The sequence below is a fragment of the Pseudomonas sp. PS02303 genome (assembly GCF_029959925.1).
In the GTDB taxonomy this organism is placed as follows: Bacteria; Pseudomonadota; Gammaproteobacteria; order Pseudomonadales; family Pseudomonadaceae; genus Aquipseudomonas; species Aquipseudomonas mandelii.
In genome coordinates this window covers 1-19,480 of sequence record NZ_JASCOM010000060.1, presented here as the reverse complement: position 1 = coordinate 19,480, position 19,480 = coordinate 1, and the positions used below count along the sequence as shown (strand labels likewise).

Below are 19,480 nucleotides of genomic sequence, written 5' to 3'. Positions count from 1 at the left end.
GCTTATTAAGCAGACCGGGTTTTGCGGCCATGCCGTGTCGCCGCCTTCAGCGGTCACCACGTCGTTACAACAGCCAGCCCGATCTTGAGCGTCAGCCCTTCACAACAGCCTCGGAGGGGAGCCAATGAAACGTATCGTCATGCTTATCGCGATCTCTTTGCTGACCACTGCTTGTCAGAGCACACATGATAATGGCGTCACCCGACTAGACAATTGTGTCTGCTATAAATCGACCGAGGCACAACATTTGCCAGCATCGCAAATGGCATGGACAGACCCCGAAACGTTGCAGGAGCAATTCTCACATTGCATTTGCCGGGCCTTGGTTGACCTGAAGAAGGTCGATGATCCCGGCAAATTTTTCGTACCCGGAACCGAAATAAGAACGGAACTGAAATAAAACATGATCGGGGTTGTGAGCCATCCGTACGCTTTGGTGTTTGCGATCACTCGCTCGGGGTGGTGCAGCGTGCGAAACAGACCAGAACCGTCTGGGCTCAACGTCCATATTCAACGTAAGGGCCCAAGTAGAAAGCTTGCGTATCCCAATTGATTCGATAAATCACTTCTTTGCCTGGCTTGATCCTGGCCGCGACCGTTTTGATCGCGGCACCCGAACATAATCCAGACTCGGCGAGCCCGGCACCGAGATTCACTTCACCGGCAGGCAAAACGAAAGATGCCTTTTGACCGGGGCCTATCTTGGCTGCGCGCTGACCATCGATGTAGAACATGGCGTCACATCCCGCACCGACAAACCCGTCATCACGGACAATAGTCAGGCGTCCAGGCTCTTTCGTGCCCTGGCTTTTGAACGCGTACATCTTGTCGGCCGGCACTGGCCTGGCTTCAGAAACCGGCAGGGGTGAGGTTGCGCACCCGCCCAAAGCCAGCAAGAGCGCCCCCGTTGCGATACTCCTTCGCATCGTTTTTCCTCCCGAAAAGGGCGAATGCATCAGGCGCCATTCTGTATTGCTTGATGACGCCATTCGCCAAAAACGCTTTAAATGGATTTGTTACCTTTTACTAAACCTTGCTCTTGGCGTCTGTGTTTTTTCGGGCCTTCACCAGCAGGTTAAAGGCGTCAGTATCAAGTGGCCGACTTAGAAAGAAACCTTGGCCTTCATCGCACGACACTGCTTTGAGCAAATCCAACTGTTCGGCAGTTTCAATCCCTTCCGCCGTAACGGTGAGTGATAACGCGCGGCCCAAGCCCACAATCGCCTGGATGATGGACTCATCATCACTTTCGACCAGTTTGTTTAGAAAGCTCCGGTCTATCTTCAGGCCATCGAAGGGGAACGTGCGCAAATAACTCAGTGAAGAATACCCCGTGCCAAAGTCGTCCATGCATATGCGCACGCCCAGGCGCTTCAATGTACGCATCAGCTCTAGTGCGCCGGGGGCATCTTCGAGCATGACGTTTTCAGTAATCTCCAACTCTACCCGGGTAGGCGCGATTCCTGAGTCGTGAAGTGCTTTCTGCACACGCTCCACCAAATTGCCTCGCTTGAATTCGCTAGGTGAAAGGTTGACGGATACAAACAAATGTTCCGGCCACCGTGCGGCGCAACGGCAGGCGGTGTCGATGACCCAGTCACTCAAGGAAAGAATCAGGCCGGATTCTTCAGCGATGGGGATGAACGTATCGGGAGGTATTAACCCGCGCTCAGGATGTTGCCACCGTATCAACGCTTCAGCACCGACCATCTGCCCGTCTGAGATACGGTAGCGCGGTTGGAAGTGGAGTCGAAGTTCTCCATTCTTTATTGCAAAGCGCAGATCACTTTCCAGACGACGTCGCTCAATAATCCTGGCGTTCATATCCCCCGCATAGAAACGCCAGGTATTACGACCTCCAGCCTTGGCTTCATACAACGCAATATCCGCATAACGTAGCAGCTCAGTCGCCTCGCTAGCGTCATTTGGCGCCATCGCGATACCAATACTGGCACTGACAAATACCTCTTGCTCATTGATTTGAATCGGCTGCTCGATGGACTCGATCAAACGGCGACAAAGCGCCTCGACTTCCTCCTGGGAACTGACATCGGTGAGTATCAGTACAAACTCGTCCCCCCCAATCCGAGCGACAAGATCACCGTGGCGAACACAGTCTGCCAAGCGGCTCGACACCTGGTTAAGCACCAGGTCACCTGCGGCATGTCCTAACAGATCATTCACTGGTTTGAATCGATCAAGGTCCAGACTGAGCATGACCAAGGGTTGTTCTAGTGTCGGCAACGCTTTGAGTTTGCCATCAAGAAACTCCTGTAGTCGCGTCCTGTTGGGAAGGCCGGTCAGGGCATCATGTTGTGAGAGGAATTCGATTCGTCGACGGGCTTCAACTTCCTCCGTGACGTCGGTTGCTGTCCCCCGGAATCCTCCTCCTGCCATGACTCGCGCCGAAAGGCGGGTGATTCGCTCTTGGCCATTTGTATCCACGTAGCGGCACTGAACACTGATATCCGGACGACGGTTCGGAATACTGAGCCACTTAGATAAAGTGCCTAATTCAGTGCGCAGCAGATCATCCATCGCCGCACCAATCCATGCAGTCCTGGAAAAGCCCGTGATATCTTCAAATCGCTCGGATAGATAGGTGAAGCGCCAACCGGCGTCCATCTCCCATACCCAATCCGAACTGGCCTCAACAACATCACGAAAGCGCGCCTCACTGGTGGCAAGGTCGGTCTGACTGCTTTGCAGCGATGCATAGCTGGCGTCAAGCGCCTGCGCAGCGGCCGTCGTACGACGCAAGATCACCCAAGTCATCAGGCACACCAGCAGCGCAGCGAGTCCCACCAAGGGCAACCCCAGCGCCAATAATTGCAGCCCTGGTTTGTGCGGACTCCATTGCAGGACGCCTGCTGTACCGGCCTCGCCCAGGGGATAGGCAGACACCAAGGGAATTTCGTCGGGAGCGGCCGTGTGCAGGCCATCTACCCCGAAATCCCGGCCTATTGTTGCGAGCTTGGCGCTGTCCAACATGTCAACGAATATCAACACCGACGCCGATCTATCATCCGCTATGACCGTTGGATCGGTTCCGGGCGTAATCGCAGCAGCAGCGACGAGGGCAGGTATCCCTCCCACATTGATGAACGTAGTCGTCGGCGTTTCGGTTTCCGCTCCCTCACGTGCTTGATCGAGAATCGCATCAACAGACTGTTCGAGCCATTGTTCGACTTCAACTGACACCCTCTGACCCTTGACCAAGGAATAAACGGTACGATTGACATCGTTGACTACAAACACTCCCCGAAACCCAAACTCTGTATAAAGTGTCGTCCCGAGATTTTGCCGTACGTACGCCCAGTCCACGTCTACCTGAGTATGCAAGTGCTTGTAAGCATCGCCCCAAAAGGCGTAATCCTTGACGGTCGAGCGCAGCGATTTTTCCAACGATTCCACGGCTTTCTTCGTGTAAAACGCACTGTCACGCTCCTCCGTCCGATCTAGATTTTGCGCAACATAAACAAGTGAAAAGCAGGCAAATAAGAAAACCCCCGCCAAAAGACCCACAAACTTGAATAGCGAAGTTCGAGTCAGGGCCACGCTTGAGCGATTGGTTGAAGAACAAGAGATGGTGGGGAGAGCGTTAGGCATAAATGACCGGTACTCGTTGAAGCTAGTTATTTACATATCAGGTTGTCGGCAGTCGACGCTAAATAGTGAGCGCCCGTCCGTCGCGCCAAGCAGGTCTGCCCAGTCTGCCGGAGACGGGATTTCACGAAGACGCGTTGCGCTACCGATGCAATAGGCCTGTTGCCAACGGCGAGGGGCAGTCATCGGCCGAACCAGCAACTCAAACGACTACTGATCTTTCTATGGCAGTACTCGCCGCCCCCCATGTACTTTTTAGACTCAGCCCTCGACAAGGTGGGTCAATATTTCCAGAAAACTGGAGTGACAAGTACCAGCACCGTCAGGATTTCCAGTCTTCCCAGAAGCATTCCAATGGTCAGTAGCCATTTGGCCGCATCAGGTAATGTTGAGAAATTACCGGCGGGCCCAATGATCGTGCCCAGCCCTGGCCCGACGTTACACACCGCAGTAGCGGCACCGCTCAACGCTGTAGTCCAATCAAGCCCAATGAGCGCCAGGCCCAAGGCGATGGCCGCAATAGTGATCGTGAAGAAGAACGAGAAGGTCAAAAGCGAGCGCACGATTTCCTCGTCGATCGGATGACCGTTGTACTTCTTCTGTATCACGGCTCGAGGATGGATCAACTGCTTCAAGCTACTGACCAGGAGAGCGGCTGCAACCTGGAAACGGAAGATTTTAAGGCCACCTGCCGTTGAGCCTGAACATCCACCGACGAAGGTCAGGTAGAAAAAGAGCAAGACAGCGAAGCTGCCCCACAAGGTGTAGTCGCCAACCGCAACTCCGGTGGTCGTGACAACCGAGGTCACGTTCACTGCCACGATACGAAACGCGTCCCACCATCCGTAATCGCTGTGAAAGTACAGCCAGGTGCCCACGCACAGTGATGTGACGAAAAGGAACCCAATAAATCCGCGGACCTGGTGATCCTTGAGCAGCGCGCGCCGATTGCCCCGCAATGTCGCGACGTACAAGGTGAAGGGCAGGCTGCCCAGAATCATGATGGCCACCGCTACCCAGTGAATCGCTGGTTGCGTCCAATGCCCAAGTGAGGAGTCCGAAGTCGAAAATCCCCCGGTGGAGATCAATGACATTGCGTGGTTGACCGCTTCGAATGGCGTCATTCCAGCGAGCCAGAGCGCCAGGGTTCCGATGCCAGTCAGCCCAAGGTAGAGCAAAAGAATGTACTTGGCTGCCATGTGGGAGCGAGGTGTCACTTTCTCCGACCAGTCTGAGGACTCTGTCTGGAACAGACGCATGCCACCTACTCGTAACAGCGGGAGGATCGCCACCGCCATGCCGATGAAGCCGATGCCTCCCAACCAATGCAGCATGGAGCGCCACATCAACAAGCCGGGAGATGAGCTATCCAAACCGGTGAGGACAGTCGAGCCAGTGGTTGTGATACCAGACATCGTTTCAAAGAATGCATCGGTGTAGCTGATATCGCTGATGAACACCATTGGCAACGCTGCGAAGGTGCACACGACTACCCAGCTTCCGGTCGTCAGCAGGTACATATCCCTGGGACGAAGCTGGCCAGTATCCGGGCGTCCCCGCACGACTAACAGGAGGCCACAGATAAAGGTAATCAAACTCGACCAGAGAAATGCTGACAGATCGTCGCTACGCTCATAGACCACCAGTGTGATCATGGGAATAGCCATGCTCACGGCCAGCGTGATCAGAAAAAGCCCTAGGATGAATCCGATAAGCCGAATGGCTGCGAGGGACATAACAATAACGTTCCAAATTTGCACCGCGCAGTATCGGATGCGCACCCCGTCAAACCCGTAAATTTTGCGTAAAATTTCTGCCAGCGACCCGTCGGGATAAGTGAGGCTAGCAAGAGCGCCCTGTTGCGATAATCCTTCGCATAATGCTTTCCTTCCTGAAAAAGGGCGAATGTATCAGCGCGTCATGTTGCTTTGCTTCATAAAGCCATTTGCCCAAAACGCTTTAAATAGATCTGTCACCTTTCATCTTCAAGGCTTCTTGGGCGGGTAGTTACCGCGCAAGCCCCCGGACTTGTTGCCGGTTTTGCTGGGCAGGTCAGGTACGACCGGGCGGGACTTGGGCTGGGGGTTGGAGCGGCTACGGGGTTGAGGTTGCTTGCTCATTTTGCGCCTCCTGAACTGCGGCAATTCGCGAAAGGGCCTACTCATTCAGCTTAGCTGCCTGGCGAAATGGGCTGCACCGTTCGGCACTTGGGGAAAGTGCTGCAGCCCCAAAACTGTTGACCGCTCCTCGGGCCACCGTTGTATGTCCGCACCACCAGCGCACTGCCGCAGCGCGGGCATTGGCGCGAGGCCGATGGATCGTCGCGCTGCTTCAGGCGTTGCACATGCTCACGCCGGGTAGCGAGCGTCGGCGCCAGGCGACCTGCTTGCAAGGTCTGCAACATGGCCGTCACCTGCGCCTCGCTGAACACCGTTTGCTGGAAAGACTTGATGTAATGGACCCAGCCACCGCCTCGGGTGACATTAGCCGGCATCCTGGTCTTGAAAGTGCTTGGGCCGACAAACACGATGACCGAATGCACAAAGTCCGGGCCGATGCCCAACGCCGCTTGCAGGGCCTTCAAGTGTTTGTAGTTCTGGCGGTTCGGGTTCTGGAAGGCGAAGCGCTTCTTGTAAATCAGCTGTGTCCACTGAGCCTGATTCTCACCACCGAAGATCCAGCCTTTCATGTGCTTGGTCTCCAGCACAAAAATGCCGAAGGGCGACACAAACACATGGTCGATCTGCGTGGTGCCGTCCGGGGTGATCAGCGTCACGTCATGCAGGCGACGGTAAACCTGACGATCCAATCTAAAGTGTGCGCGCAAACGCACCAGACGTTCACCGAACCAGCCTTTGAACAGGCGCGTGCGCAGCAGCGTCCATACCAGCATCAGCGGTAGCAGCCAGACCAGGATGTTGAGTAAGGGGTGCAGGATAACGGAGATGTTCACTTGGCAGTCCTTTGCAGTGAGGGGAGGGGTGTTGAGTTGTCCGATGCTACGTCCCAGTAAAGCATTCCGGACCGCAAACAAAACGGGCGCCCGATAGGCGCCCGCTTTCATTTACTCCGCCGCCTGCGCCCGCAAGCGTCGGCCGATCACATCCATCAAGTCACAGCCATCGCGCAATGGGATGGCCAGCAATTTCGAGAAGTCTGTCAGCACCACCGTGTCACAACCGAGCTCGGCGCGGAAGGCGATGTTTTCCAGCACCTGCGTGACGGTGCGGATGCGGTAGTCGGCCATGGCTTGAAGGACGTCGAGTGGAGCTTGGGTATCGATGAGCAGGGAGGCCGGGATCAGGTCGATTCCGGTGAGAGGCATGTATCTTTCCAAAGGTAAAACTCCGATCAAAGCAAAGGTTGACTGCCCCTCAATCGTCGCCAAACGAATGGGTGACAGCTGTACGCAGGTTGGCGAACCGGGATCGGAATACCGGCAGACCCGAAGGTCTCCCGCGCACAGCTGCCATAAAGACAGCTTTGCGGGCATGCGAAAGCGACTGCATGAAAGCACAGCGCTTTTGCATCCGATCGATCAGGTCGCCAAACCTGAATCGCCATTTTGGGCGACGGGGCGGACTATAAGCCTCATCGGAACGACGGGCAAGGTTAGGAATTCCGAAGTTTATGTAGGAGATTAATGGCGGCCCTAGGACCGTTACATACCTTCTGTGAGCGACTGCTATCGGCCCAGGCTGTGTGAAAACGCGCTAAACACCTCGAAAACTGAGAGTCGCGAGGGTTGCCTATGGAATCAGCGGGCGGAAGCGCGAATTAGTTTAGTCAGTGACATAGAAGTTCGTAATGCCGTTTGGGCCGCGTCAGCGGCCCAATCGGCTACTAACGGGCGAGCCAAGCGGCTGGGTTCACGCCCTGATCGCCTCAAGCAGTCCTGAGATGCCGAAGATACTCATCATCCGTTTGAGGTTGTAGGCGAGCACATGAAGGCTCATCTCAGTGCTCACCCTCGGCAGGGTTTTGGTCAGGAAGTGGGTACTTCCCATCCAGTATTTGAGCGTTAAAGGATGTTCAACGGTCTGTCGACGACGCCTCATCATCGTTGGATCATTTTCCAGCCGTACCTGCATCGCATCGACTACGGCTTCATGTTCCCAGCGCTTTACCCGGCGCTCCTTACCGGTCGTACACTGCTTCTGCATTGCGCAGGACTGGCAGCCCGAGAACCAATAACAGTGCAAAAGCATGCCGTCTTCCACCGAAGAATGCCGGCGGGTCAGTAACTGTCCCGCAGGGCATCGATACTCGTCCGATGCAGCAAGGTAGATGAAGTCCTGCTTACCAAATCGGCCTTCGGCTTTGCTGCCAGATGTGAGGGGTTTCGGTACGAAGGTAGTGATGCCGGCTTGCTCGCAAGCAAGGATTTCCAGACCTTTGTAATAGCCTCGGTCGGTCACCACCGTTAGCGATTCAGCCTCGATTTCTTCACGCGCTTGGTTCGCCATATTGCTCAGTTGCCCACGATCATTACCAACGTTGGTCACCTCGTGGGCAATGATCAGGTGGTGTTTGTCGTCGACAGCTGTTTGTACGTTGTAGCCAACCGTTCCGGTGCCTCGACCGCTCGTGGCCATTGAGCGTGCATCTGGGTCTGTGAGGGAGATCTGCTGGTCTGGACTTTCGTGGAGCTGCGCCTCGATTTCCTTGAGTTTCTGCATCTGCTTTTTCAGTGTTTCTATCTTTTCTTTAAGCCGCTCTGCTTTGGCCTCGGCGACTTCGGGTGTTGCCCGATCCGCCGAATCCATCGCCGCCAGATATCGATCAATACTCTGCTCGATCTGCTGCATGCGTGCCTTCACTTTGCCCTGAGTGAAGTTGCGGTCGCGATTATTGACGGCTTTGAATTTGCTGCCGTCGATGGCGATGATCGACTGGGAGAAGAGATTGAGGTTGCGGCAAAGAACTACGAACTGGCGGCATACGCTGCGAATGGCTTTGCCGTTGTCCTTGCGAAAGTCGGCAATGGTTTTGAAGTCCGGGGCCAAACGCCCCGTTAGCCACATCAACTCGACGTTGCGCTCGGCCTCACGCTCAAGCCGGCGGCTGGACTGAATCCGATTGAGATAGCCGTAGATATAGATCTTTAGCAAGACCGCTGGATGATAGGCCGGACGACCCGTTGCAGCAGGATCGACGCCCTCAAACCCAAGTGCGCCCAGGTCGAGTTCATCGACGAAAACGTCGACCACGCGCACTGAATTTTCTTCGGCTACGTAATCGTCCAGACACTCCGGCAGCAAGGTGACTTGCATCCGAGCCTCACCTTCAATAAATCGCTTCATGATCGCCCCGCTACGATCTCGACGATCAGAAGATTAGACAATTGCGGGAGTTTTCACACAGCCTGGGCCAGAAGCGGACGCTCACTCACTCCGCTCACGTCCCAATGCCGAAGTACTGGATCACCTGATTGTGCCCGACATATATACCGTGGCGGGTATATAGACCGCGACCGACAATGAGGTGAGATCCAGCTAGAAATCTAGGCATGCGAGGTCTCCAGAAGATGTACTTTAGGGGAAGCAGTAGTGAGTTCGTCCCATTCGGCGATGGCGATGCGCTATCATCGATAACGCTTCTACAAACACGTACCGAAGTGACTCTGGGTATCAAGTAAAGACCATTATGGGCGGTTCCCCCGGACAGCCTTCCAGCGGCATAGGAGACAGGGATGTTCCATCGTATAGCTCAGGTGCTTGCTTCGAAGTGCGACTACGTCAGCTCGCTCGTGAATCATGCGATGGGACAGTACAAGCGCTACAGAAAAGCTGCCGAAAAAGCCGCGGCCGCCGCACGTGAATACCTGGCTGTGCCCAGCGGTACAAATGTCTTCGAGCCGCTAACGCCTGTACTTTTGGAGATGGATCGATCACAGCGTTACGAGAGTGAACTGCTGAGCGCACTGAGCAACGATCAGATTCGCAATATCGCGATTACTGGTGAGTATGGCGCTGGCAAGAGCAGCGTTATCCGTACGTTTGTCGATCGTCACCCTGAACTCACCTATGCATTTGTGTCGCTGGCCGCCTTCGGCAAAGATCTAAACAACGGTGGGGCAGGGAAGTCGACCTCAACCGATACTCCAGTCGCTCCCCCTGATTCCAACTCAAACACCACCGATCCCAAAGGTGCAGAGAAAAAAAACGAGTCGGATATTTTGACGCGCATCGAGGAAACCATCGTTCAGCAACTGCTGTACGCGGTACCGTCAGATGAGCTGCCGAAGAGTCGATTGAAGCGAATCATCCAGGCGTCTTCGTCCAGCATCTGGGTGCGTACAATTTTCTACGTGCTGATGATCGTAAGCGTACTGAGGCTTTACGTCCCGACAGTCGAGAAACTGCCGAAAATTGACCCATCTTGGTTGGTCGAATGGCTTCTATTGATCCCGGGATGGATGGCCGTCGTGATGCTGGGGGGTGGTGGCATCTACATGATGTTCTCGGCGCTGAAGCTGCTGTCCCTGTTCAGCATTGACGGCTTCACGATCAAGGGCGGAAAACTGGAAACGACCCACCACGGCTCCGTGTTGCACAAGAATGTTGATGAAATCGTCTACTGCTTTGAGCGCAGCAAAATCGACATCGTGGTGATCGAGGATCTCGACAGATTTGGTATTCATGATGTCTTCACACGGCTGCGGGAAATCAATTTCATCATCAAGCAGTCCCCGCAGATCAAAAGACCGGTTTACTTCATCTATGCGCTTCGGGATGAGCTGTTCGCCGTCGGTGAAAAAACGAAATTTTTCGACCTGATCATCCCAATTATTCCCGTGGTCAACTCCGAGAACTCTCGCGAGCAAATGTTCAAGATGCTTCGTGAGCGACAGTTCAATGGGGCAGCGTTGGACGTTGGGCTTAATGAGACGTTGGTCGAAACCGTTTGTTACCTCATCGATGACATGCGGTTGATCAAGAATATCGTCAATGAATTCGACATGTTCTCCAGCATTCTCAGCGGTGGCTCCGGCCTGAAGCTTGATCCTAACAAGCTGTTTTCGATCATCGCGATTCGCAATCTGCATCCTGATGAATACGCCCACCTGGTAAAACGACGTGGGGCCATTTACGAGACCATCCAAGGTTTCAGTGAGTGGCGATTCCAGCAGTCCAAGCAGGCTGAAGATGCCTACCAGGCGTTGCGGGAGAAGCGGGAAAAGCGGGTACAGGAAATCGCTGAGAGTGTGGCAGAGCTGCGGGCGTACGTTTGGTTTGAGCTTAAGAAGGCTTCAAATTTACCAAGTGCGAACTATGCCCAAGTGGTACAGGGCAACATGTTTTCGATGCTCGATTTTGTGACTGATCAAGTTTTTGACGGGATTGTCAATCATTCGACTCGATTGCAGATGATCCATACCGACGTGCAAAGGCGGGTGTTGCAGACGTCAGAGGCTGTGGGCGCTAAGGAACTTCTAGCGTCGACGTCATACCAGAAAAGGTATGACCTGCTCCAGAGAACGCTTGTTGATATTGATGATGAAATGGCCGAACACCGAATCGAGGCAGGCCGAATTAATCACCAAACCTTCCGGGCCGCTGCCAAAAAAACCTACGGCGATGTCATCACTCAGAAACTGAACGGCTTGGACGTTGTCATTTACCTGATGCGCCACGGATACTTCGACACCGATTACACAGACTACTTCGGCTACTTCTACGAAGGATCTCTCACATCCGAGGACAAAAACCTGATCCTGGAACTGAGACGTGGCGTCTCCGTGGACGTCACGACCGTGATCACTGCCCCGAAAAAGGCCGTGGAAAAGCTGGATACTGATGATCTGAGCGATGGCAGGGGCATTATCGTCGCGCTGATCGAGTACCTTTCTAGCTGTCCGTACAACGATCCTGGCATGAGTCATGAGCGCAGTAAGCTCACGACTATTCTTAGGAGCGGGCTTAATGGACACCTAGACAGGATGGCGCAGGCGACCGAGATTTTGATTTCAGGTGCGGCGTCGCCTAAGTTCATTCACGCCGTTTATGCCTTGGAGCCTCGGTTATTCCAAGCATTGTTGAACGCTGAGCGATTCGAATCGGCGGCATTGAGGCAAGCACTGATCACTGCAATCATGGATGGGTTGGAGGCGGCCCAGCTTCGCAAGCTTGATTCTGCGCCGGACATGAAAATCTATGATGCCATTGCGAGTTTTGAAGACGTCTCGCGCTTTATGCCTGAACTTGAAGCTGGAGCTAAAGGCTGGTCTTGGATGAAAGAGTTACCGGTGCGCTTCTCAGCGTTAAATGGCGCCATCGTCCTGGACGACCTCAAGAAGCTGATCAAGTGGGATTGCGTTGAGATAAACCTGAATATGCTCACGCTGATTTGCCAAAAAGCCGAATCGGTTCACTCAAGTAAAGCTGATCACAGTGAAAGCATCATTTCCTATCGTCGACTGCAGGCCCTTGAGATTGATGGCCTGAATGAACTCCTGCTTGAGTCTGCGGAGGAGTTTGCAAACACGCTTTTAGCCCAAGTTGGCACTCTGGACGAGTCCGCGACCTCCTTTACAGAGCTGCTATGGGCCATCCTTGAAGAGTCGGACGATTCAGATGCCGTGGATCAATTATTTGATCGAACGACATGCACCTTCGAGCGGCTTGAAGACACGACCCCATCGTTGTGGGAGAAAATGTTGCTGTCTGATCGGGTGAATTTGAAGGCTGTTGCGGTGTGGACATTCTTCCAGGACACACGCGTACCGGGTTCAGGGCAAACCTCGGACATGGAGGCTTTAACAAGCTTTATCCAGCGCCATGCTAAGGAGCTAGGAGATGATCTCTGGGACTTCAATACCTCCATGCATCAAGAGCTGCAGAGGTACCTAATCGCCTCATCAGGGCTATCTAACGAAATACTTGAAGTGCTCTTCGCGAATATAGTCTTGAGCGATCCCGCAATTCTTAAGGGACTGCAATCCAGGGAGCGTTGGGAGATGCTCGCAAGCGCGCCGTTTCTTGCGTATAGCCCTGAAATCCGCGAGAGCATCATGACATTCAGTGCAGAACTGGAAGCTACGTATCTCGCGGCACATTGGGTACAGGCGCGCGATCAGATTGATTTATTTCAGCTGCCGATCGACATCGCGTTACCACTCAGTAAAAGCGGTGCGCTTGAGCTGAATGAAAAGATTCAGATGTGGACGGCGTTGCCGATTGAAGCCTTCGACACCAACAACGAGGCCGTCAAAGAGGTCGCTGAAACCTGCCGCGTCGCTAATCGACACTCGACAAGCTTTCCGCCGGCGTTCATCCCCGCGCTCAAGAAGTTCGCAGCTGGGGAGGGCCTGACTTCAGCTCAGCGTTCTGAAGTGCTGATCCAATGCTTGCCATCGTATAACTGGGCAGAGGCAGCCACCGTTCTTGGCATGTTGAGTGATGTCGGTTTCACAAAGCTTTCACCGAATGTCAAAAAAATCGAGGTACCAAACACCGATCTCAACATGAGGCTGGTCAACGCTCTTAAAACGAAAGGCTTCGTTCAGACCGTAACGGAAGAAGACGCTTTCATCAGTGCTACCGCCAAGCCTAAAGGCATGATCTGAGCTGCCGCTGGCTCACTGGATCAGCGCTGATTTTTTAGACTTCTTCGAGGGGCTGCTTCTGGCCGATTGCAGCCCTTGGTGACCAGGAGCAACCGGCCAATATCTGCCGCTTACCGGAGGTGGTTGTGGGCCAAAAGCGGTCATCCCGTCGCTTCGAGAGCCGTGGCGATTCTCTGTCGGGGTGATGAATGGAGTGGAATAATGAGGACGGCGCACACTTTGTGTAGCTTCTGAATTGATAAGCCCTAGAAAAGAAGCGTAGTGTCTGCTGCTAAATCCTCACCTACGGAGCTGGATATGAGTAAAAGTTTTCGTGACCGCATCCAGGTAATGAATGAGATGTATAAACTTCCAATCCACGAAACCCCGCACCTTTTCCCGGATGCCGAGGATCGTCTTCTGAAGTTCAAGCGAACCTTGCTCGATGAAGTTGCCGAAATTGATGATATTGCGGAGCAGATTCGTCGAGGTGACGAGTCCATAGATGTTCAAGTCGCGATTGCAGATCTCCTCGGTGATGTCATCGTCTACTGCCGTTCTGAGGCCATGAAGTACGGCATCCCTCTAGAGGCCGTCTTGGATCTGATCATGGATAGCAATGAGAGTAAGCTTGGAGCAGATGGCAAGCCGATCTACGATGAAAACGGGAAGTTTCTCAAGGGGCCAAAATATTGGAAGCCTGAGCCCCAAATCAAACGACTCTTGGCAAGCCTTTCGGCCCCAAAATAATCACAAAATTCTGAGGTGATTACTTGTCAACTGTCAAAAGTGTTGGGAAGTGCCGGAGTTTGGTTGATATTGAAAACATTATCTCCCAAATCGAGTCATCCGAGAGCGATACGATCTTCCGCTTTCCTATAGATCCGCTCGAAGCTCGTCATAGCCCGATGCTCGATGCATCTCGACTGCAGATGATCGTTACGCTCGCCCGCCAGAAGCTCGAAGATGATTATCTGGACATTCATCCGAACACTCCAGACCTGAATGCTCTTCAGGCGGTTTGTGATTACTCACCCGGCATTGCGGGTGTCCGACTGTCAAAGGGAATACGCGTTGGGAAAAAAGAAGTCGATCGCCGAGATGTCCTAGTCTTCGCCGCCGAAAGGATGAAAGCTATGGACGCCCAAGACTTTGACCAGGTAATTAAGGGACGGTGCATTGATCTCCTGTGCGTCAGCGGCTCCAGAGTTCAATTTTTGAAGCCACTGTTCGCTTCACGAGGTAAGGCCAAAGAGCGAGATGACATGGTCCCGGTGATGCGCAAGCTGATTGACTGTGCCATGAAACAAACCAAGGATAAGGTGGATGAGCCTTTGACCAACGCGCTCGCATTGTTCTCTGCTGAACTCATCCAGAATACTCAAGACCATGCGGTCAAAGACCATACTGGTAGACCGTATCTCTCGCATGTCGAGGGAATGATGATGGGATGGACACGGCTATATGACTGGCTCCATTCTGAAGACTTCTCTGGTCACCCCCTCCTTAAGAGTTACTGGGATGGTGAGTCCGCCAAGACAGATACAGGGCTCACAAGTCTAAGGGTATTCGAGGTCAGCTATTTTGATTCTGGGCCTGGTTTAGTAAGCCGCTACACTGGAAAGCCAGTGCAGGAGATGTCACTCGAAGATGAGCTGCAGGCACTCCTCACATGCCTGCGACACAAATCGACCTCGAAGCCCCAAACCGCGGCAGGCGAAGGATTACCATCCGTGTTGCAACAGCTGCGACAAATAGGCGGAATGATGAGAATCCGCACGGGGAGACTTTCGGTGTTCAACGCATTTGAGCCTGCCGACACTCGTGACATCTTTGACTTCCGTCACTGGGCTCAAACCAACCTTTCGCCCGTTCAAGGTGCAGTTATTTCCATCCTTGTACCGCTGAGGGCTCACTGATGGAACGGTTCTTCTCTTGGCGAAATTTAGAGCACTGTCCCTCGCACGGCAGCATTGAAACCTTGGTGCTTTGTTACAAACGCTGCCAACTGACCGAAGGGAATGTGTCTGCGGATGTGGAGACAGCCCTCAAGAGTGATGCCAATCTTCCAGATTGCGTATACATCGTGGGCACTACCGAGCAATACAACATCTTTAAGGCAGCCTGGGATCCAGCCAATATTCACCTGCAAACCATGACCAAGCGTGGCATGAAGGCTGGCTTCGACTTCGTGAAGCAGTACACGTTCGTCGAATGGGATGGCGCAAATTTCCAACACCATGCCCTTGGTAAACATCCCAGCCTTTACAAGGTGGATCTGAAGCATCTGCTAAGCCGTGGCGTACACAATCTCATCGAGAAAAACAATGCCATCCACCAAGCTCCCTCCGGGCATGTGTTCAGGCATCCTTCTCAGAGACGGAACAAGGTCTTCATCCAAGCAAGAGAGATCGCCTCGGGCGAGGCAGAGCTGTACGTTGTTGCGTACCTGATCGCTCTATGCCACGGCAAGGCCATGCAAGGTAGCAGCAAGGTCTTCATCGATTCGATGGGCATCTATGCCTATGTCAAGTGCGCTCTGGATCTGTGCCGCTCCGGGGCAGAAATAGTTAGCTTCCACTCGTATGATGAGTTGGAGAAAATCAACCCGCCATCGGAGCCCTACTTCTGCATTGTTTCCGCCTCCACGTCCGGCAGTATGGCGGCAAAGATGGCAAACAGCATGTGGGACCCCCAGCGAATTGCCACCATCGTCGACGTGACGTCCAAGAGACGAGCCGGCGACGTAATGGTCGCGCTTGACCGTATGGGGGTAGCATTCCCTGATTTAAAAGTCAGCGACGGAACCCTTATTGAGATCATTGGCGAGAACTTCTCGTCCAAAGCCAAGCCTCCTCGACCAGTCGTTATCGGACAGCCGCATGCTCCCAAAGCCCTAGCTAAGCTCCATGAGTACTTTGGTTTCTCGATACACCCCTTCAACACCCAAATCGCAACGAAGAGTAAGCTACTGCAGCTTGATGTCACCAAGGTGCTGGAGAGCGAAGAATTTCAGAAATGGCTCGGCGCAGAAATTGACTGGTCATTCCCGCTGACCGTCAGTCACGTTATCCATGCCGATGATGAGGCCTCAAAGGCTCTGGCGGGGATCGTCGTAGATCGCCTGAGCGTCCGTCTGGCTGCAGGTTTGTCGATCACGGTGACTCCGTACCATGAGCTGGAGAAGGACAACTGCAAGGACGCCACTGGCGTAGTGATCGTTTCCACTGTCGCGAGGGATGGAGGCGTTCTTCGGGAAATCAGTCGCGATCTGCGCTCGTACATCAAAGCTGACATCCCTAGGCACTTCCTCTCCCCAATCGGAATCCCCCAGACGAACGAGTCATGGAATCAATTGCGGATGTTTTTGGTACGAAACTCCACGCCCAGAGAGTATGGTTTCGCCAACTGGATCCAGCTACCTCTCGGAGAAGACTCCGACGACAACTCCTGGTATCGCCTGATTACGGCATATCAAGCGCATTCAGATAAAAACACCCATGACCTAGAACTTGGGTCCCTTAAGGACACATCCAACATACTCCCCTCAATTGAATTAGCTGGTAAGGCAGTATCAAACGCGTTTAATGGTTTTTTGCTGTCGCCGCGAGGCAACAAGCTCTGCCTATCGGAAGGCTTTCTCTTTTTCGGAGACAGTACTGATATTGCTAAGCGGTATGCCGAAGTTGAGCCCAGCATGGTGTACCTCACTATCTCTGCCGTACTCCAAAGCGCTCGTGAATATAAAGAGCACGAAAGGCGTCTCCGCCCCAACGGCTACGAGTCAGTCGTACTGGCACCAGAGTGCTTCCTAAGGTTCAACGAAGCAATATTGCAAGCGTGCATGTTGAGGGCGTGCCAGCCTGCGGAGTTGGACTACTCATCTAGCCCAGAACTCAGCAAGGTGATGAAAGAGCTATTGGTGAAGGTTTTTGTACGCTGTGACAAGGACTTCGGCGATGCAGCCTTGGAGTTTGCCGCTGCCATTGCCGTGGGCTCACTTCGGCTTGCCAAACGGGATATGGAGACGTTGCTGGACGATGCGTTGGAGCAGCAAGCTGGCAAGCAGTCCGAATTGCTCGGGATGCTCGTGTTGGCTAAGCAAGCAAGTTGCTAGGATGACGCGCTGAGTGTTCGGCTTGCCAGCCATAAGATGCCGAAAACATGGGGAACTAAAAATATTTCCAGCTACCGAACAAAAATGAGCGCAGTGGTCCGAACAGTGGGTTTACTGCGTCTAGTCAAGAAGGAGCAGGCCGCGTCTGCTCCTGGCCGTTTACTGCCTGTCGCGAGAGGCAGGGAACGGCCGAAGCAGCCGGTCAGTCCCAGTCGTTACCAGACAAAACCTGACGTTTAGATCTATCTATAAATCTCGGGGCGATTCAATTTACGTCGTTCGAAGAAAGGCAGGCTACGTGTGAGTCTGTCGGTATTTCCCGTCTCAATAAGGCTACCCATGTACATGGAGGTAGCCTCTGCAGCGGTTTTTCCTAACCTATTTTTTTCCAAACGTACTCTTCAGGCTTCCTTCAACAAATTGGTGTGGTTTCCACCCACCGATTATTTTGTCTGCTAAGAATGTATCGATAACACCCATTGTCAAAGCTGCTGTAGTAGCAATCCCTCCAGACAAAACGCTACCTAGAGCAAGCGATGTTCCTGTGAATAAAATCCATTTAGATGTCTTGGCAGGAAGTTTTGAGAGTGCGGAATCCTTTATTGTCTCTTTGTAAAATTCCTGCATAAGAGTTTTTTCAGGTGGCACACCCTGTATCCAACGCTTGAAAGCTTTCGAAGAGTTTATTACTTTAACTACTTCATAGAAACTCACCCTCCCTGAATTGACCGCTTCCCTTATAGTGTTGCAGTTGTCTAGTGTTAGATCTACAAAATCGTTGACTTCTTTTTGTGACTCGTTATCTCTTGCCCATAATCCTTGAAGTGTCTTTTTTTGCATTTCTTGTTCGTATGGATCTACGAACAGCTCTGAGTCTAATGATGCTGAAAAGAAAGATGACTCATAGGAATACTGTAATTGCGATAGCAATACGGATATTGGCACTCCCTGTTTCATTGGTAGCGGTAGTCTGTATGTACGGGAGAGAAGGAGGGGGTCAATATTTGTGTCTATAAAAAAGCCACCCGTACTAGGATACTCAATGCGAAATCTTAATTTATCTTTTTGAATATATTGAGGGGCCAGATAATCCAAAATTGTTGAGATGGAACTCTCTACGGCCTCAGAGTTTTCCCATTTTTTCAATAGCGCGTTCTGGTTAAAGCTTCCATGATCAAGTTGGTGTAGCTTTTTTTCAAACTTGTAAGCCATTGTTTTGGCTTGTGGGCTACTACTTGCCGCATCTTTAAAAGTCGTGAATGCATGTTCGTTATAGGTTGTTTTTGAGTCCTGCAACGTCGCCAAACTGTAGTGGTTTCGGGTTTCTGAAACATTTCTAATGTGTACGGCGAGATTGTCGGATAAAAAATGAAACTCTATAATATCTCGTTCAATTAAGTCCAGGAAAATGGCGGGCGGTATTTTTCTTAATAGATATTTTAGTGTTCCTTGATTGCCTACGATTTTAACTTTACCGTAAAAAATAAGGCTTTCTGCAAGCGCCCCTACATCTATTTTTTGATCATGACTGTATGAGTTTTTGAAAACAATTGAGTCAAACATATTTTACCCTTCCCATGGGAAAAAGCCGGATGAGCTATGACTATCAATACAAATCCGGCTACGAAAACAGTGGCGATGTCGTAATGCTATCAAACAAGGTAGCACAGCCTAATCTTTGGGGTTGGCCAGTTCGACGTCGTGCCATGCAAAGCGCCGATCCAATCTTAGATTGTGGTTCTCGCGCACCACGTTTGCGAGTCTCTTTGCGCGCATCGGTATGAAGTTCGGTTCTATGGACGGCGTGACCACCTTTCCCGTGTCGGATTGCGAGGACTGTTCCTGCGAGGTTGGGACGATGGTCGCGGTGTGGAAGCCGGCCGCGTGTTCGGATCTTTTTTCAGGAGATTCCGCTGCAATCCCACAGCCCTCACTGCTGGTTCGATAGTCCCGATGATGTCCCACAAGGCTGGCGCTTTCTTATAGCGGAAACATTATCGTTTCCACACTAATCGGTCGAAAACTAGGCAACATAATGAACGTCCGCAATCGGCCAATCGTGGGCCCTCGCAACAGGGAGCTATTGGCCGAATCCTGCCTTTCGCGAGAGGCAGGAATCCATAACCCGAAGCGGACTTTCAAGCTTAGTCATCGTGAATTGGTTTTACGAGCAACAGTTCGTAGGTCAAATCGGCTTCATAAAATGTGGT

General features: G+C 52.6%; 13 protein-coding genes. 5 read left to right on the top strand and 8 right to left on the bottom strand.

Annotated features, from left to right (window positions below; all coding sequences use genetic code 11):
- Positions 1–124: 124 nt before the first annotated feature.
- Positions 125–400, top strand: coding sequence for a hypothetical protein (locus tag QMX98_RS15725; RefSeq protein WP_077749842.1), 276 nt, complete (start codon positions 125–127; stop codon positions 398–400).
- A 97-nt stretch (positions 401–497) separates the two neighbouring features.
- Here the strand turns inward: QMX98_RS15725 and QMX98_RS15720 are convergent, their stop codons facing one another.
- The 7 genes from QMX98_RS15720 to QMX98_RS15690 form a co-directional block, all read right to left on the bottom strand.
- On the bottom strand, positions 498–926 hold the full coding sequence (locus tag QMX98_RS15720; RefSeq protein ID WP_282411033.1) for a hypothetical protein: 429 nt from the start codon (positions 924–926) through the stop codon (positions 498–500).
- A gap of 100 nt (positions 927–1,026) precedes the next feature.
- A complete protein-coding gene (locus QMX98_RS15715) occupies positions 1,027–3,609 on the bottom strand; it encodes an EAL domain-containing protein (RefSeq protein ID WP_282411029.1) in 2,583 nt (860 codons plus the stop codon).
- 278 nt (positions 3,610–3,887) lie between these two features.
- Positions 3,888–5,342: a TrkH family potassium uptake protein gene (locus tag QMX98_RS15710; RefSeq protein WP_282411028.1), complete on the bottom strand. Its 1,455-nt coding sequence runs from the start codon at positions 5,340–5,342 to the stop codon at positions 3,888–3,890.
- A gap of 249 nt (positions 5,343–5,591) precedes the next feature.
- Complete coding sequence (locus QMX98_RS15705; RefSeq protein WP_256580182.1) at positions 5,592–5,726, bottom strand: hypothetical protein; 135 nt, start codon at positions 5,724–5,726, stop codon at positions 5,592–5,594.
- Positions 5,727–5,776: 50 nt separating this feature from the next.
- The gene (locus QMX98_RS15700) at positions 5,777–6,559 is read right to left on the bottom strand and encodes an NERD domain-containing protein (protein ID WP_282411027.1); all 783 of its coding nucleotides are present in this window, start codon (positions 6,557–6,559) and stop codon (positions 5,777–5,779) included.
- A 111-nt stretch (positions 6,560–6,670) separates the two neighbouring features.
- Positions 6,671–6,943 (bottom strand): hypothetical protein, encoded by a 273-nt coding sequence (locus tag QMX98_RS15695; protein WP_042932149.1) that lies wholly within the window; start codon positions 6,941–6,943, stop codon positions 6,671–6,673.
- A gap of 532 nt (positions 6,944–7,475) precedes the next feature.
- On the bottom strand, positions 7,476–8,909 hold the full coding sequence (locus QMX98_RS15690; protein ID WP_282411026.1) for an IS1182 family transposase: 1,434 nt from the start codon (positions 8,907–8,909) through the stop codon (positions 7,476–7,478).
- Positions 8,910–9,298: 389 nt separating this feature from the next.
- Here QMX98_RS15690 and QMX98_RS15685 point away from each other — a divergent pair, with 389 nt between their 5' ends.
- The 4 genes from QMX98_RS15685 (at position 9,299) to QMX98_RS15670 (ending at position 17,270) form a co-directional block, all read left to right on the top strand.
- Positions 9,299–13,174 (top strand): hypothetical protein, encoded by a 3,876-nt coding sequence (locus tag QMX98_RS15685; RefSeq protein WP_282411025.1) that lies wholly within the window; start codon positions 9,299–9,301, stop codon positions 13,172–13,174.
- 297 nt (positions 13,175–13,471) lie between these two features.
- Complete coding sequence (locus QMX98_RS15680) at positions 13,472–13,903, top strand: pyrophosphatase (protein ID WP_282411024.1); 432 nt, start codon at positions 13,472–13,474, stop codon at positions 13,901–13,903.
- Positions 13,904–13,926: 23 nt separating this feature from the next.
- Positions 13,927–15,072, top strand: a complete 1,146-nt coding sequence (locus QMX98_RS15675) for a hypothetical protein (RefSeq protein ID WP_282411023.1) — start codon at positions 13,927–13,929, stop codon at positions 15,070–15,072.
- Complete coding sequence (locus QMX98_RS15670; RefSeq protein ID WP_282411022.1) at positions 15,072–17,270, top strand: hypothetical protein; 2,199 nt, start codon at positions 15,072–15,074, stop codon at positions 17,268–17,270. The genes QMX98_RS15675 and QMX98_RS15670 overlap by 1 nt, the downstream gene beginning before the upstream one ends.
- A gap of 378 nt (positions 17,271–17,648) precedes the next feature.
- On the opposite strand, the gene QMX98_RS15665 is transcribed toward QMX98_RS15670, so the two are convergent.
- The gene (locus QMX98_RS15665) at positions 17,649–18,833 is read right to left on the bottom strand and encodes a hypothetical protein (protein ID WP_282411021.1); all 1,185 of its coding nucleotides are present in this window, start codon (positions 18,831–18,833) and stop codon (positions 17,649–17,651) included.
- Between the last annotated feature and the right edge of the window lie 647 nt (positions 18,834–19,480).

What these genes read in the sequence shown, in the direction of transcription:
- QMX98_RS15690 (WP_282411026.1), bottom strand. Translation starts at nt 8,909, where the DNA reads ATGAAGCGATTTATTGAAGGTGAGGCTCGGATGCAAGTCACCTTGCTG.
- QMX98_RS15665 (WP_282411021.1), bottom strand. Translation starts at nt 18,833, where the DNA reads ATGTTTGACTCAATTGTTTTCAAAAACTCATACAGTCATGATCAAAAA.
- QMX98_RS15725 (WP_077749842.1), top strand. Translation starts at nt 125, where the DNA reads ATGAAACGTATCGTCATGCTTATCGCGATCTCTTTGCTGACCACTGCT.
- QMX98_RS15715 (WP_282411029.1), bottom strand. Translation starts at nt 3,609, where the DNA reads ATGCCTAACGCTCTCCCCACCATCTCTTGTTCTTCAACCAATCGCTCA.
- QMX98_RS15685 (WP_282411025.1), top strand. Translation starts at nt 9,299, where the DNA reads ATGTTCCATCGTATAGCTCAGGTGCTTGCTTCGAAGTGCGACTACGTC.
- QMX98_RS15720 (WP_282411033.1), bottom strand. Translation starts at nt 926, where the DNA reads ATGCGAAGGAGTATCGCAACGGGGGCGCTCTTGCTGGCTTTGGGCGGG.
- QMX98_RS15705 (WP_256580182.1), bottom strand. Translation starts at nt 5,726, where the DNA reads ATGAGCAAGCAACCTCAACCCCGTAGCCGCTCCAACCCCCAGCCCAAG.
- QMX98_RS15670 (WP_282411022.1), top strand. Translation starts at nt 15,072, where the DNA reads ATGGAACGGTTCTTCTCTTGGCGAAATTTAGAGCACTGTCCCTCGCAC.
- QMX98_RS15710 (WP_282411028.1), bottom strand. Translation starts at nt 5,342, where the DNA reads ATGTCCCTCGCAGCCATTCGGCTTATCGGATTCATCCTAGGGCTTTTT.
- QMX98_RS15680 (WP_282411024.1), top strand. Translation starts at nt 13,472, where the DNA reads ATGAGTAAAAGTTTTCGTGACCGCATCCAGGTAATGAATGAGATGTAT.